At 40.7% G+C, this 15,951-nt stretch carries 12 protein-coding genes and 1 pseudogene; all 13 read right to left on the minus strand.

Annotated features, from left to right (window positions below; genetic code table 11):
- Positions 1-244: 244 nt before the first annotated feature.
- The 13 genes and pseudogenes from ytxC to icd all read right to left on the minus strand — a co-directional run bounded on the left by ytxC (position 245) and on the right by icd (position 15,940).
- Positions 245-1,093 (minus strand): putative sporulation protein YtxC, encoded by an 849-nt coding sequence (gene ytxC, locus OMHG_RS12045; RefSeq protein ID WP_237566194.1) that lies wholly within the window; start codon positions 1,091-1,093, stop codon positions 245-247.
- A gap of 828 nt (positions 1,094-1,921) precedes the next feature.
- Positions 1,922-2,848 (minus strand): primosomal protein DnaI, encoded by a 927-nt coding sequence (gene dnaI / locus OMHG_RS12050; RefSeq protein WP_010651119.1) that lies wholly within the window; start codon positions 2,846-2,848, stop codon positions 1,922-1,924.
- 26 nt (positions 2,849-2,874) lie between these two features.
- The gene (locus OMHG_RS12055; protein ID WP_044476931.1) at positions 2,875-4,206 is read right to left on the minus strand and encodes a replication initiation and membrane attachment family protein; all 1,332 of its coding nucleotides are present in this window, start codon (positions 4,204-4,206) and stop codon (positions 2,875-2,877) included.
- A gap of 31 nt (positions 4,207-4,237) precedes the next feature.
- A pseudogene (gene nrdR, locus OMHG_RS12060) lies at positions 4,238-4,705 on the minus strand (transcriptional regulator NrdR); the annotation flags it as partial.
- Positions 4,706-4,735: 30 nt separating this feature from the next.
- The gene (locus OMHG_RS12065; protein WP_010651122.1) at positions 4,736-5,128 is read right to left on the minus strand and encodes a hypothetical protein; all 393 of its coding nucleotides are present in this window, start codon (positions 5,126-5,128) and stop codon (positions 4,736-4,738) included.
- Between the two features lie 474 nt (positions 5,129-5,602).
- A complete protein-coding gene (locus tag OMHG_RS12070) occupies positions 5,603-6,637 on the minus strand; it encodes a glyceraldehyde-3-phosphate dehydrogenase (protein ID WP_010651123.1) in 1,035 nt (344 codons plus the stop codon).
- A 365-nt stretch (positions 6,638-7,002) separates the two neighbouring features.
- Entirely contained in the window at positions 7,003-7,602 is a 600-nt protein-coding gene (gene coaE / locus OMHG_RS12075; RefSeq protein ID WP_010651124.1) for a dephospho-CoA kinase, read from the minus strand.
- A gap of 14 nt (positions 7,603-7,616) precedes the next feature.
- On the minus strand, positions 7,617-8,444 hold the full coding sequence (mutM, locus tag OMHG_RS12080; protein WP_010651125.1) for a DNA-formamidopyrimidine glycosylase: 828 nt from the start codon (positions 8,442-8,444) through the stop codon (positions 7,617-7,619).
- Positions 8,445-8,458: 14 nt separating this feature from the next.
- Positions 8,459-11,098, minus strand: a complete 2,640-nt coding sequence (gene polA, locus OMHG_RS12085) for a DNA polymerase I (RefSeq protein ID WP_010651126.1) — start codon at positions 11,096-11,098, stop codon at positions 8,459-8,461.
- Between the two features lie 158 nt (positions 11,099-11,256).
- A complete protein-coding gene (gene pnpS / locus OMHG_RS12090) occupies positions 11,257-12,621 on the minus strand; it encodes a two-component system histidine kinase PnpS (protein ID WP_010651127.1) in 1,365 nt (454 codons plus the stop codon).
- Positions 12,621-13,313 (minus strand): response regulator transcription factor, encoded by a 693-nt coding sequence (locus OMHG_RS12095; RefSeq protein WP_010651128.1) that lies wholly within the window; start codon positions 13,311-13,313, stop codon positions 12,621-12,623. The genes pnpS and OMHG_RS12095 overlap by 1 nt, the downstream gene beginning before the upstream one ends.
- A gap of 309 nt (positions 13,314-13,622) precedes the next feature.
- The gene (gene mdh, locus OMHG_RS12100) at positions 13,623-14,540 is read right to left on the minus strand and encodes a malate dehydrogenase (protein WP_044476932.1); all 918 of its coding nucleotides are present in this window, start codon (positions 14,538-14,540) and stop codon (positions 13,623-13,625) included.
- A gap of 128 nt (positions 14,541-14,668) precedes the next feature.
- Entirely contained in the window at positions 14,669-15,940 is a 1,272-nt protein-coding gene (gene icd / locus OMHG_RS12105; RefSeq protein WP_010651130.1) for an NADP-dependent isocitrate dehydrogenase, read from the minus strand.
- Positions 15,941-15,951 lie beyond the last annotated feature (11 nt).

The raw sequence follows: 15,951 nt of genomic DNA on the forward strand, positions 1-15,951 counted from the left end.
TAATCTTTAACGCAGACGATACGCTGCCCATTACTGCTATTTCACAGGCAGAGTTCAAAGGTGGTAATTACTTGTCAGCATACAGAAAGCTTTCAGCCGGTGACTTTCCTCTCTAGCCTATGCCAAAGTTCAAATAATCATGTCCTTATCATTACTTTTTCATCAACACTTTTGCGATTGACGTTTTTAATAAGTATTTAATCAGTATTATAGACCCACAAATAAGGAAAATCAAGTCCAATTATCAATCATTTTTTATATAATTAGAAAAAGGAAAATTGCTGATAGGTTCAAAGTCTACTTTCTCCTGGAAAACATTAATTACCGTCAAAGTTTTTGGCTCCGATGGGTCATCACCATAAATCTTCAGTTTCTCAGGGGCCATCGCAATAAGCGGCGCAAGATTGAATTCATTATCATGGAGCCCAACAATATAAAGCGGCTCCTTTTTCATCATCACCCTCAATTCGATATTTGACAACCGCTTACCGTTCTGTTTATAGAATGTAAATGTATTCCCCTGTAAAATATGGATCACAGGAAGACCGGGCTCCTTTTTCATTACATATGCCCGCAGCATATCGACAAACGCCTGATGATCTTCTTCCCGTTTGAATTCATCGATTGCCAGCCCCACAAAATAAATGAGCTGGTCCTTGAACGGCTTCAAACGGAAATTAACAATCGAATCGAAATGAAATTCAAAGTTCTCTTTTAAATTAGCAATGAACAAAGACTTCAAAAATACCCGCTGGTCCTTATTCTGTCTCATTCTCCTGCACTCATCATCATCCCCCGTAATGATCCAATGCGTCAAATCATGAATACGATCAATCTCCTCATGATCTCTGTAATAATAATAATCTTTAATGATCCGCCTTATCGTCGAACCTAACCGATGTTCCATAAAAACCTCTGCCATCGTACCTGCAATCACATCCATCAGTTCATTCAATGGCAGCTGTTCCTTGAATTTCAGATGATTACCCCATTTATCATCTGTTTTCCAATTTAATTCAATCTGTTTATGCTTTCGAAACAGATTTTCACAAAAACTAATCACTTCTTTATCTGACTCGAAAAATAATTCCACCAATAATTATCACCCTCATCCACGACCAAACTGTTACATTATATGGACAAACTAATGAAAAAATGAATAAATTCATAAACTAGCATGTACTTTCATTAGTAGGTTTGGCTAAGGAAATTGATAGGGTGCGGGTGCGGGTGCGGGTGCGGGTGCGGGTGCGGGTGCGGGTGCGGGTGTAGTTGCTCGATTATTCCGCGCTTTCCCCGGGTTTTTCCGCGATTCTCATGTTTATTCCGCGATTCTCCCCATTATTCCGTGCTTCTCATGATTATTCCGCGCTTTCCCCGGTTTTTCCGCGATTCTCACCATTATTCCGCGCTTCTCGGGATTATTCCGCGGTTCTCCCCATTATTCCGCGCTTTCCTCGATTATTCCGCGCTTCTCGGGTTTATTCCGCGCTTCCCCCGGTTTTTCCGCGCTTTTCATGTTTATTCCGCTCTTCCTCCGGTTTTTCCGCGCTTCTCGTGATTATTCCGCGCTTTCCTCAATTTTTCCGCGATTCCTGGGTTTATTCCGCGCTTTCCGCGATAATTCCGCGGTATCCCCCGGTTTTTCCGCGCTTCTACCCATTATTCCGCGCTTCTCGTGATTATTCCGCGCTTCCCCCGGTTTTTCCGCGCTTCCCATGTTTATTCCGCGGTATCCCCCGGTTTTTCCGCGCTTCCCCCCATTATTCCGCGCTTTTCGGATTTATTCCGCGCCATCCCTGATTATTCCGCGATTTCCCCCAGTTTTTCCTTTCCGTGCTCCAATCGAGCTCTCTTCGCTGCCACTTTATGTTTAAACGAAAAAAGCCTGAGAGATATTCTCAGGCTTCAGGAACTATATTTATAGTCGGCGGTTATGTCCTTCTATTTTTATTTCTTTGCTTACTTGCTTAATCCGTTCTATGATTCTTCCTGCTTTTACTGTTTCTACACCGCTTTTAGTCGATGCTAGCTGGAATTCCAATTGATCAAGATCATAATTGGACGTAAAGAAAACGGGCAGGCGTTCCATCATCCGGTATTGGAGAACAGATCCGAGAACTTCGTCTCTGAACCAGGCCGACTGCATTTCTGCGCCTATATCGTCGAGCATCAAAACGTCCGCTTTCTTAAAGTAATCAATTTTGTCATTAAATGAGTCGTCCTTGAAAGAAGCTTTTAGTTCTCGTACAAATTCAGGCATATAGATTAGTGTTGATGAGATGTTGAAATTTTTCAATTCATTGGCGAGAGCACCTAATAAATAGGTTTTTCCGACACCAAACTGTCCATAAAGATACAGGCCTTTTCTTGGAAGCTCTGTTTTTGCCTGATCCAAAAAGTCCAATATTTCAGCGATAGCCTGAATTCTTGTTTCATCATTCGTTATGTCAGATAGTCGTGCCTGGAGAATGTCTTTCGGCATATGCAGGCTTTGAATCAATTTTTGCTGCTCCTGTGCCTTTTCATGCATGATTTTACTGTGGCATTTTTCATAGGATAATCGGATTTCATTATTTTCCACATGCAGGACCGGTGAGTATCCGGGCAGCATATTTTTGCATGATTCAAATCCCTGGCATTGATTACATTGCTTTGACTGTGTTTTATATTCATACAGTTTAATCAGGCTTTTATCTATCTCCTGCTTTGTCAATTGTGGATTGAGCGACAGGAACTCTCTGATTTCCTGGTCTTTTAATACTTCATTTTTTATCTTTGTGTAATTTTCTTTGAAATTTTCATTTGTTCGCATCCATGATTTCAATGCAGATTGTATAGGTTTCAATTCAACCATCCTAACACATGATCAGATTAGTTTCCGTTCGAATATTGTCTCAATCGCGCAGCAATTTTTTCCTGTTCCTTGGTCATATTAGTGTTTTTCGAAACTGCAGGCTGTATTGTCTGTTTATGTTTTCTTTCTTTAAACCAGTCAGGGATAACTTCTTTGGAAACCTGTTTCTTATTATACGTCGTCTTACGCTTCATATCTTTCTGGAACTTGTCCTGTTCTTTCTTGGCAAAAATCATCGCTTCTTTTGCTGATTTGATATTGGCACGTGACCAATGGCTGGCTATCTTATCGAGATATGCCTTAGATAGTTTCATGTTCGATTGCAGCAGAACATAATGTATCAATACATTCATGACCGGTGCTGGCAATCCTTGGGTAGTCATCACTTCGCGGATCGCTTTCATATCCTGCTCAGAAGCATGATTGCCGCTTGAAAGATCTTCGAGAAGCTGTTTCGGAGAAATGGTCTCCAATTCTTGAATGAGCATTTCTTCTTTCGTGGTCGGTACAGGTACAGGCTCTTTTGTCATAGCGGTGACATTCTCTGTCAGCCTGATTTTCCTATTGTTATTTTTCGCCTGAAATAAATCGTGACAAGCGCCTTTGAATTCTTCAATATCGAGTACATTTTCATCTGTTAAAGCCCACAATACTGATTTATCGATTTCATGGGTTTCCAGGTCGTAAAGCACCATCATTTGCGAAATTATTCTCCTGTTTTCTAAAGTCAGCACCTTGCCGGAAGGAATCATCCGCTGTTTCAGCATTTGTTCCATCCATGTGAAGTCCATCTGAATCTCTTCTGTGGATGGTTCTTTTTTCGGAATCCCCCTTAAAGCTTCTGCTGACGGCTGGAATGTTTGGAAGACATCACTGAACGATGCAGTAATATTTTGACCGCGGTCATGCCTGGGCCTCTTCATAAAATGGTTTTTCAGCATATTGAATTTCTGCTCACCGATATGATGATAGAGCAGCTGAGAAAGCATTGCATCCTTAAAAAAACTGTCAGGTGAAAATGGGCTTTGCAGCTCATATGTATACAGATCATTTGATTCCCAGCTCTGTTTATAGGTTTTTAGCAGCCCAATCCCTTCCAGCTTCAACCTGGATTGATAGATCTGATCCAATGGCAGATTCAAATAATTCATCAGTGTGTGATGTGTCTGGAGTGACGCTTCCTGCTGCAGTCCGATCTCGTGCAAAAGGGTCTGATAAAGAGACATAGCCTGTATCCCGATCAATGGCTGGTATAAATGTGTCATAGACTTTTCATAGCCGACCGGCAAATTTTCTTTTTGCATAACAAGATAACCGTCCACCGGCAAGATTTGTCCAATATAATTCATGTTTTATCACACCCTTTTGTACGAAGTAGAAATCACTTACTTTTTTATCTGTGTTAATAATGTCTTTCAGCTCGTCCAGAAATACTGTAATGTCTTTAAATTGACGATATACAGAGGCGAAACGAACATAGGAAACTTCATCGACTTTCGACAGTCGCTCCATAACCATTTCTCCAATATCATTACTGGAAACTTCCGATGAACCAATGTTACGCAGTTCTTTTTCCACATCTAGTGCCAGTGCCTCAATTGTTTCAAGTGGAACCGGCCTTTTTTCACATGCTCGAATAAGGCCTCTTGTCAGCTTCTCACGGGAGAATTCCTGTCTGACCCCATCTTTTTTTACAACAATTAAAGGGACTTCCTCCATACGTTCAAAGGTTGTAAAACGGAATCCGCATTTTTCGCATTCCCTGCGTCTTCTAATTGATCTTCCTTCTTCTATTGGACGGGAATCCAATACCTTCGTATTCTTATTTTGGCAATTAGAACATCGCAAATCTGATCAACCCCCCTTCATCCTGACTTTCTAACGATTCTTTTCTTTTATCTGTGGCAGCTCTTTATTTACCTGCGCATATAAATTATTGATTACCTTGGAACTATATCCGAAATCAAATGGCAATATCGTTTCAGTTGTAACAGAGAAGTCAATAGCAGTGGAAAAAGGGCGGACCATGATTACCGTTGCCACAATAAATACCTTCTTGCCTCTTTTGCTGATAACGCTTATTTCCCCGTGTTCAGCTGATGTGGCGTTTATAGCAAATTCCGCACTGTTCGTGAAGTAATTTGTAAGCATTGCCATTGCTTTATCTTTACTGGTTTTATAATAATGTGTTGTTAAAGATGGGTCCCAGTGACGCTCCCCGGTCTCCGCATGATTGTTAAGATATTTCTTTAGTGTACTGCCAAACGACATTTTTCGCACCCCAACCCGCAGTATGCTTATCTGCATATATTATTTATTATTTTAACATGTTTCGTGCAAATCCTCTAGTTGATAAATTAAAAAGCAGATAGACATTAAAAAATCCGCTGCATTTCCAGCAGATGCAAAAGATTTTATCAATTCTACTGTGCTGTATACTAAAATCGTTTTCTTTACCCTGTTGTCGGGCACCAGACAGCCAAGCCGCCAGTCAGGATTTCACTGTGCCAAAAAGACACCTGTTCCGGGATAATGCCGAACCAGATGTCTTTTTAAATGAAAATGGAGACTGTTTTCTATGTTGCTTTCATGTTACGCCTTTTACAGTCATTGTTATATTTTAGGCTGTTCAGTTGATGTAGCTTGGTTATTCAGTGAAAAATGGTTGCAGTACAATGTCAGCATATCACAAAACTCTTGATCTATCATTGTGATGATAGAATTACAATTGGATGTGGGCAGCGATCAGGATGGAACTTCTATCTCGCGTCTTTGCAGCTGGCTCCCGACCAGTTTTGTCAGGTCCAGAACACGTTTGGAATAACCCCATTCATTATCATACCAGGCAATTACTTTAATTTTGTTCCCATCCATTACAATTGTTGATAGTCCATCAATAATTGCCGAATAATCGCTTGTTGTATAATCGATTGATACCAATTCTTCCTCCGAATAATGAAGGATACCTTTCATTTCATTTTCGGAAGCAGCCTTGAATGCCTGATTCACATCTTCAATCGTTACGGATTTTTCAACATCAACCACTAAATCTACCAAAGACACATTCGGTGTAGGCACGCGTAATGACATTCCATGAAGCTTACCTTTCAGATGCGGCAAAACTTCACCTAAGGCCTTTGCAGCACCTGTTGTTGTTGGGATGATCGACTGTGTGCATCCACGGGCACGACGCAGATCTTTATGTGGGTTATCCAGGTTTTTCTGATCGTTTGTAAAGGCATGAACGGTTGTCATTAAGCCATTGATAATAGAGAAATGATCATCAAGCACTTTTACCACTGGTGCGAGACAGTTCGTTGTACAAGAAGCATTGGAAATAACATCATCTTCCTCAGCACTGTAGACATTTTCATTGACACCCATCACAATCGTTTTATCCACTTCCTTGCCAGGTGCTGTGATGATAACCTTCTTCGCACCTGCTTTCAGATGTAAACCAGCACTGTCTTTTGTTTTAAATTTTCCTGTAGCCTCAATAACTAAATCGATATCCAGAGCCGCCCAAGGAAGTTTTACCGGATCTCTTGAATTCACAATTTTTATCTTTTGCCGATTGACTTCAATTGCATTGCGAAGCGCTTTCACTTCTCCGGAAAATTTTCCATGAACACTGTCATATTTTATAAGATGTGCAAGTGTTTCAGGAGGGTAACTCGCATTGATTGCGACAACTTCTAATTGGTTATCTGCAACTGCTTGACGAAACACCATTCGACCGATTCTTCCAAATCCAGTTATGGCCACACGCGTCTTATTCATAAGATACTTATTCCTCCCATATATGTTATACTTTTAATCGATTTTATCGTTATTAGTATAACATATTTGATTTGGATGTGTCCTTTATTTCCCACTAATTAATATATTTTTATTTCTTAAAAAACATTCTTTTCTTTCTATATAACATAAAAAAATCCGGAAAATGAATTCATCATTTTTCCGGATTTGATTAAAGCTCTGCGTTTTCTGCGGACTCACGCTATGCCATGGGATGACTTACATCTACTTGCTTTTTCCCTCGCACCGAGGAAACAATCCATCGAAGAGCAATTGAAGAATACAGGTGCATTTATAGGTGTTTTGTATATGTCCTCCTAAGCCTTCAGTAAAGTGGAGACGCTGTATTAAAGTATCTGCCAATCCTTCAACAGCTCTTCTAACTGGCTGCGGGATTCTTTGATAGAACCATTGTTATCGATTACTGCATCCGCCATCCTTACTTTCTCTTCTATAGGCATCTGTGACCGAATCCGCTGCCATGCCTCTTTTTCTGTATAGTTATCTCGTTCCATCAGCCTCTTCAACTGAACTGTTTCGTCAACAGATACAACAATTGTCCGGTCGGCAAAATGGGATAATTCACTTTCAAATAATAACGGAATGTCCAGCACAACACATTTGACACCGGCGTTTAGGTAAAAGTCTCTACGTTCAAGCATTCTTTCACGAATTGCTGGATGAACAATCCCGTTCAGAAGTTTCCTCTTCGATTCATCAGCAAAAATTATCTGCCCTAAAGCTGGCCGGTTTAGGGATTTATCCTCCCTTAAAATCGTTTCTCCAAATGTATCTACAACCTGTTTGTAGGCTGTCTGACCTGGTTCCACAACCTCTCTGGCCAATTTATCTGCGTCAACTACTGGAATGGAATAATCATCAAACATCTGTGATACCGTGCTTTTTCCGCTCGCGATACTGCCAGTTAACCCAATGACTAGAGACATTTCTTTTCACCTCTTCAGCTTTTTTGGCAGGTTGGGCAAATATGGGTTCCCCGCCCTCCGACTTTCATTTTTGTTATTTCGGTACCGCAATTTTTGCAAGGCTTTTGATCCTGTCCATAAACAAATAATTCCTGTTGGAACATGCCCATGTCTCCCTGACTGTTCACATAGGAACGGATAGTAGTTCCTCCGGCTCGAACCGCATCCTTTAATGTTGCAATAGCCTGCTCCTGAATCAATTTGATCTCTTTTTTCGTCAACTTGCTTGCCCGTTTAAGGGGGTGTACCCCAGACTTAAATAGTGTTTCATCAACATAAATATTACCTAGTCCGGTAACGATTGTCTGATCAAGCAATGCCGACTTAATAAAACGCTCCGTTTTCTTTAGTTTTTGATAGAAATAATCAAATGTAAAGGCGTCATCAAACGGATCCGGACCTAACTGATTCAGTGGCTTATTCTGAAATTCCTCGCCTTTTTGAAATACATGCATCGTACCGAATTTCCTTACATCATTATAGCGAAGCTCTTCCCCATCCGTAAACGTAAAAATGACATGGGTATGTTTCTTAACAGGTTCGATCGATCGATGGACAGCATACTTACCTTCCATTCGCAAATGGGAAATCAGTACATAATCATCCAGATAAAACAGCAGGAATTTTCCTCGCCTTGACAGCTTCCTGAAGCGCTGTCCTTGGAGCATCATTTTAAACTGCTCCGTATCATCGGGTTTTTTGATAATATTTGGCCAATATACGTCGACTTGCTTGATCGTTTTATCCAATATAAACCGTTCAAGCGTGTTTTTTATAGTTTCTACTTCTGGTAATTCGGGCATGGTTTTACTTCTCCTTATTTCGCATCGAACCAGCTGTTGCCGTATTCATAGTCCACTTTCAACGGTACATTCAGATTCACCGTTTTCTCCATCATTTCCGGTACGATTTCCTTCAATTTATCAAGTTCTTCCTTTGGTGCCTCCAGAATTAGTTCATCATGTACCTGCAGCAGCATTCTCGACTCTAATTTTTCATCTTTTAACTTCCAGTGCAAATCAATCATTGCCTTCTTGATAATATCTGCCGCACTGCCTTGGATAGGTGTATTCATGGCAGTACGTTCCGCAAAGCTGCGGAGATTGAAATTACGGCTGTTGATTTCAGGCAAATACCTTCTTCTGTTCATCAATGTCGTTACATAACCTTTATGCTTTGCCTCCTGAACAATCTCGTCCATATATAATCGAACACCCGGATAACTATCAAAATATCTTTCAATGAAATTCTTCGCTGCCTTTCTGGTGATTCCAAGATTCTGGGAAAGTCCATAATCGCTGATGCCATAAACAATACCGAAGTTCACTGCTTTAGCTTGCCTTCTCATATTTGAGGTCACTTCATCTTTCTCCACATGGAAGACATCCATCGCTGTCTGTGTATGGATATCCAGATCATTCTGGAAGGCGGCAACCAATTTTTCATCATTGGCAATATGCGCGAGCACCCTCAGTTCAATCTGGGAATAATCGGCCGCAAACATAATCCAGTCTTTTTTAGCTGGTACGAATGCCTGTCTGATTTTCCTTCCTTCCTCCAGACGGATTGGGATATTTTGCAGGTTGGGGTCAATCGAACTTAACCTTCCTGTCTGAGTCAGTGCCTGATTGAACCGGGTATGGATTTTCATGGTATCCTTTTTAACGACCTTCAGCAATCCTTCTATATAGGTGGACTGCAGCTTTCCAAGCTGACGGTACATTAGCAGCTTGGGAATAATTTCATGTTCATTCTGCAGCTGTTCCAGAACATCCGCCGCTGTCGAATAGCCGGTTTTGGTCTTTTTGATAACGGGCAGCTTCAATTTATCAAATAGGATTGGCCCCAGCTGTTTGGGGGAATTCAGATTAAAGCTTTCTCCTGCAAGTTCATGGACTTCTTTTTCCAGAGTGTTTAGCCGTTCTTTCAGATCTGCTCCCATTTCTTCCAGCTTGCTGATATCCACCTGCACTCCAAGATGCTCCATCTCCCCCAGTATCAAGGCAAGGGGCATCTCCAGTTCTTTCAGCAATTCATATTGTTCATTGGCCCTTAACTGTTCTGACATTTCATCCTTTAGAGCAAATAATGCTGCAGTTTTTCTTACAACATGTTCTGCTACTTTTTCTTGTTCCGGTATCTTTTGCTTTGCGCCTTTGCCATACACTTCCTCGTCAAACAGGACATCATTTTTTCCCATCCGGCTGCTGATTGCCGGAATATCATGACTGTTTTCTGCAGGGTTGAGTAAATAGGAGGTTAACAGCATATCGAAGGAAATACCTTGAATATGTATACCGTTTCTCAAAAGAGCAACCATTGTCTTCTTAGCATCGAAGACACTTTTGGTTTTTGCCGGATCTTCTGCCCATTCTTTGAACGCGTCTGATTGAAGGGCAGTTACTGTAGGTATAAAATATGCCTTTTCCTTGTTGACGATGCCGAACCCTTCTATATCGGACTGATGGTAATTTTCTCCAACCATCTCCACAACTAATGATTCATCTCCAGTGAACATATCCGTTTTTACTTCCTCCGCAACAACAAACGATATCTCTTTCATTATTGTACTTTCCTGTGCTTCCTCTTCCGATTCGCCTGTAATCCGTTTCAGCAGTGAAAGGAAACCGAGATCCTTGAAAACAGTACTGACCTTTGTCTGCTGATATCCCTCATAAGCGATATCATCAACCGATATTTCAATTGGGGAATCACGGTCAATCGTTGCAAGCTCCTTACTCATAAAGGCATCTGCTTTATGGTTTGTCAGGTTTTCCTTTAATTTCTTTCCGCTCACTTCATCGATATGTTCATAAACTCCATCAAGTGTCGTGTATTGTTTTAACAGCTTGGTTGCTGTTTTTTGGCCAACCCCCGGAACACCAGGAATATTGTCGGAACTATCCCCCATCAATGCCTTTAGATCAATGATTTGCTCTGGTGTGATTTCCATCTTTTCAACCATATATTCCGGTGTGTATTTCTCAATATCACTGATGCCTTTTTTGGTAACATGAACGGAGACGTGATTGGAAACAAGCTGGAGTAAGTCCTTATCTCCAGAAATAACCGTTACTTCCCATGCTTCATTGTTCCCTTGTCTGGATAGTGTACCAATAATATCATCTGCTTCATATTGATCCAGCTGATAGTGCTTAATATCAAATGCATCAAGCAATTCCTTCAGCACTGGGAACTGTTCCGAGAGCTCTGGTGGTGTCTTTTGACGACCTCCCTTATACGCTTTATAGGTCGCATGCCGAAAAGTCGTTTTCCCCGCGTCAAATGCCACGAGCAGATGGGTCGGCTTCTCCTCTTCCAAAATCCTTAATAGCATTGTCGTAAATCCATAGACTGCGTTTGTATATACACCCTTATCATTATTCAAAAGTGGCAATGCAAAAAATGCACGATAGATAATACTGTTGCCATCAATTAACACCAATTTTTTTGACATTTGGTTATCCTCCTGTATATATGATTCCATAACTCATTTTAGCATTCTATAGTAAGAATTGAAAAAATAAAGTATAGTTCCGCCATGATCAATAAGTCACTCTATACCAAAAATCATGGTCCATAAGCGAAAAGCACCCTCAGTAGTCCTGAGGATGCTTATTTCGGTATATAGACGTGGATGGTCGTTCCCTTATTGACTTCACTTTCAACCTCAATTTTCCCTTCGTGCACTTCAACAATATGTTTGACTATCGCAAGTCCCAGGCCGGTTCCGCCAGTATTCCTGCTTCTGGCCTTATCCACACGATAAAATCTCTCAAATATTCTGGGGATTGCTTTTTGTTCAATTCCAAGCCCCGTGTCGGCTACTTTGATATGGACATAGTCTTCAACCTGGCCGAGATGAAATTCGATATTACCATTTTCAGGTGTATAGTTGATGGCATTATCCAATAGGTTGATGACCACCTGCTTCAGCCTTTCCTTTTCAGCCTTCAGGATTATATCGCAATCGACATCGATCGAGAAATCAAGATGTTTCTTTTCTGCTTTATGTTTTAAAGCAGGAAGGACTTCATCAATCATTTCCCCTGCCCGAAACTTGTTTAATACCAGGCGGAAGTCATCTCGTTCGAGCCGGGACAATGACAGCAGGTCTTCAATCAATAATTGCAACCGATGACTTTCACTATGGATAATGGTCAGAAATTCTTTCGTCACTTCTTCATCCTTCGTCCCATTTTCGAGCAATGTTTCAGAAAAGCCCTTTATCGATGTAATAGGCGTTCTTATTTCATGGGAAACATTTGCAACAAAGTCTTTTCTCGTTTTCTCAAGCTTCTTTAATTCCGTTACGTCATATAGGACTAAAACCGCCCCTTTGAGCAGGTTCCGATCGTTAAAAATGGGAGCACCGATGATCTCGATGTACCTCTTTTCCAGTCCCGCCCTATGGACAAAGACTTCTTTCATGTTTCGTTCATACAAAAATGTATTCTGGACCGTCTCGTGAAATTTTTCTATCTCCAATACATTGTAATACAGATATCCCTTGTATTCCTTCTCTGTCTTACCAAACATGGAAATGAATTTCCTGTTCACGAGATGGATATAGCCTTTCTCGTCAATCAATACAAGCCCGCTCTGCATATTATCAATCAACGTCGATAATTGTTCGGATTGCATTTGTTCATGCATGGAGATTTCACTCATGCTTCTTGCAAGTGTGTTGATTTTTAGACTGAGCTCACCAATCTCCTCACTTGCAGAGCTATGGAATCTTGCGTTGAAATTGCCTTTGATGATTTCATTAATCGTATGGGTGGCTTTGCTGATCGGTTTCACGTATTTAGTGAATAAAAGTGACAGCACAATAAGTAAAAATATGATTTCAATGATCAGCATAGAGATCAAGATGAAAATATTTGCATCGGATTGCCAGATGATAAATCCGCTGGCACCTATACTAATCACTATTGCAAAGATATATGGTATTAGAGCTTTGGAAAACAAATCTTTCATCAAGTCGGATCCTCCAGTTTATATCCAAGGCCCCTTACGGTTTTGATGTATACAGGTTTTTTTGAATCCGGTTCTATTTTTTCTCTCAAATGACTGATATGTACATCAACTATTCTGGTGTCCCCGACAAAGTCATAGTCCCACACACTGCTTAACAGCTGATCCCTTGAAATAACTTTCGCTTTATTCTTGGCGAGATGAAACAATAGTTCAAATTCTTTCCTCGTAAATGTTATCACTTTCGAATTCATTTCTGCCTCATATCGTTCCGGATAGATAAACAGCTCACCTATTTTCATAGAACTAAAATTATCTTCTGCGGCTTTTTTGCTTCTTCTTAGAATGGCTTTTATTCTTGCAATAACTTCTTTTGGACTGAAGGGCTTTGTTAAATAATCATCTGCCCCCATTTCCAGTCCTAACACCTTATCGAATTCTTCGTCCTTTGCAGTCAGCATAAGGATTGGAGTCTCTATTTTATTCATTCTCAATGTTCTGCAGACCTCTATACCGTCCATTTCCGGAAGCATAAGATCCAGAACGACTAGATCATAGTCATTATTTTCGCATTTTACAATGGCTTCCCTGCCATCATATGCAACGTCCGTTTCAAAACCAGCATTTCCTATATTATAATTTAATAGAGTAACAATCGGTTTCTCATCGTCTACAATCAAGATTTTTTGGCTCATCATTATGTACCCCCATCTGCAACAGCAATTATTATTCAAACATGCTTAACATTATCTTATCATTATTATCCTTACACGTGTATGGAATACAGAAATGTAAATAAAATTTTACGTTCTTGTCCATCAAGACTAGTCGCTATTTGGGTGATACCGTTGCAAGAGCTCTCCGTTGATTGGAATAGTATCGTGTCGATGCTGAAATTCCGCTGTCACTCGGATTATATGGCAAATCAAATAAACATATAAAAGTTACGATTATCAAAAATCTCCGGCTACGAATATCGTAACCGGAGATTTATGGAAAGATATTCAGTTTAAAACGCGGAGTACATTTTTAACAGACTCGGCAGATATATCCAATGCTGCCTTTTCTTCGTCCGTCAGCTGTAATTCAATAATTTCTTCTATCCCTGTACCTCCAAGGATAGTAGGCACACCAAGATAAATATCGCGATAGCCATATTCCCCTTCAAGAAATGCAATAGATGGAATCACACGGCGCTGATCTTTAAGGATTGCTTCAGCCATTACAGTTAGTGAAGCTGCCGGAGCATAGTATGCACTTCCATTACCAAGCAGATTGACGATTTCACCGCCGCCTGTTCGTGTACGCTGTACAATTTCTTCCAGGCGCTCTTTTGAAATCAAGTTCTCAAGCGGTATTCCACCAGCATAAGAGTAACGGATTAATGGAACCATATCATCGCCATGACCACCGAGAACAAATCCCGTAATATCTTTAACAGAAAGGTTTAATTCTTCCGCTACAAATGTTCGAAAACGAGCTGTATCCAGTACACCGGATTGCCCGATAACGCGTTCTCTCGGTAAACCCGATTCTTTAAAAACTGTATAGGTCATCGCATCAACAGGATTAGTCAATACAATAATGGTTGTGTCAGGTGAATAATTCACAACATCTTTGGCAACAGTTTTCATGATTTTTGCATTGGTATTTACCAAATCATCACGGCTCATTCCAGGTTTGCGAGCAATACCAGCAGTGATGATAACCAGGTCGGAATCCTTTGTATCCTCATAATTGGAAGTACCTGTAATTTTCGCATCAAAACCTTGGACAGGTGCAGCCTCCGCCATATCAAGCGCTTTTCCTTTTGTGGCATTCTCCATATCCGGAATATCAACCAGCACCACATCTCCAAGTTCTTTCTGAGCAAGCATCAACGCAGTTGTCGCTCCTGTGAATCCAGAACCAATTACGGATATTTTTTCCTTTTAATCCCATCTTTATTATCCCCTTTCTAAACTATAAGATTAGAAAAATATGATGATGGACGAATGCGGCGAACTGGTTTGCAAAAACCATTCCGCCGCTTCCGAATTCAAGGATTTTTTCAATCCATATTTTTGATTAATTCCTGACCAAATTCTGAGCATTTCACTTCAGTTGCTCCATCCATCAAACGTGCAAAATCATAGGTTACAACTTTGGATGCTATAGTTTTATCCATAGATGCTGTAATTAAATCAGCTGCTTTTCTCCAGCCAAGATGCTCTAGCATCAATACCGCCGAAAGAATTACCGAGGATGGATTTACTTTGTCCAATCCTGCGTACTTTGGCGCTGTGCCGTGAGTTGCTTCAAAAATGGCATGTCCAGTATCATAGTTAATGTTGGCACCAGGTGCAATCCCGATTCCGCCTACTTGTGCAGCAAGCGCATCAGAGATATAATCCCCGTTAAGATTCATTGTTGCTACTACATCAAATTCTTTCGGACGAGTCAGAATTTGCTGCAGGAAGATATCTGCAATCGAGTCTTTGACAAGAATTTTCCCGTCAGCAAGTGCTTTATCCTGTGCTTTGTTAGCTGCATCCTTGCCATCGGATTCAACAAGACGGTCATATTCAGCCCATGTAAATACTTTATCACCGAATTCTTGTTCAGCTACTTCATAGCCCCATTGTTTAAATGCACCTTCCGTAAATTTCATGATGTTACCTTTATGTACGAGCGTAACACTTTTGCGTCCTTCTGTTAATGCATATTCAATTGCGGAGCGGACGAGTCGCTTTGTTCCTTCTTCAGAAACAGGTTTAACGCCGAGACCTGAAGTTTCAGGGAAGCGAATGTTGCTGACACCCATTTCATTTTTTAGAAAGTCGATTACTTTCTTTACTTCATCAGTTCCTTTTTGCCATTCGATGCCAGCATAGATATCTTCGGTGTTTTCCCGGAAAATAACCATATCAACATCTTCCGGACGTTTAACCGGCGATGGCACACCTTCAAAATAGCGTACTGGGCGCAGACAGGTGTATAAATCCAATTCCTGGCGAAGTGCAACGTTTAATGAACGAATCCCTCCACCGATCGGTGTGGTCAAAGGACCTTTAATCGCTATTTTATATTCATTGATTTTATCAAGTGTATCCTGCGGCAGCCATTCTCCGGTTTTATCAAATGCCTTTTGTCCCGCATATACTTCCAGCCAATCAATTTTCTTTTCGCCATTGTATGCTTTTTCCACAGAGGCTTCGATTACTTCTTTTGCCGATGACCAAATATCAGGACCAGTTCCGTCCCCTTCAATAAAAGGAATAATTGGATTGTTCGGTACGTTCATGTTTCCATTTTCTACGATAATTTTTTCTCCCTGAGCCATTGAATAATACC

It is taken from the genome of Oceanobacillus massiliensis str. N'diop (assembly GCF_000285495.1).
Lineage (GTDB): Bacteria > Bacillota > Bacilli > Bacillales > Amphibacillaceae > Oceanobacillus > Oceanobacillus massiliensis.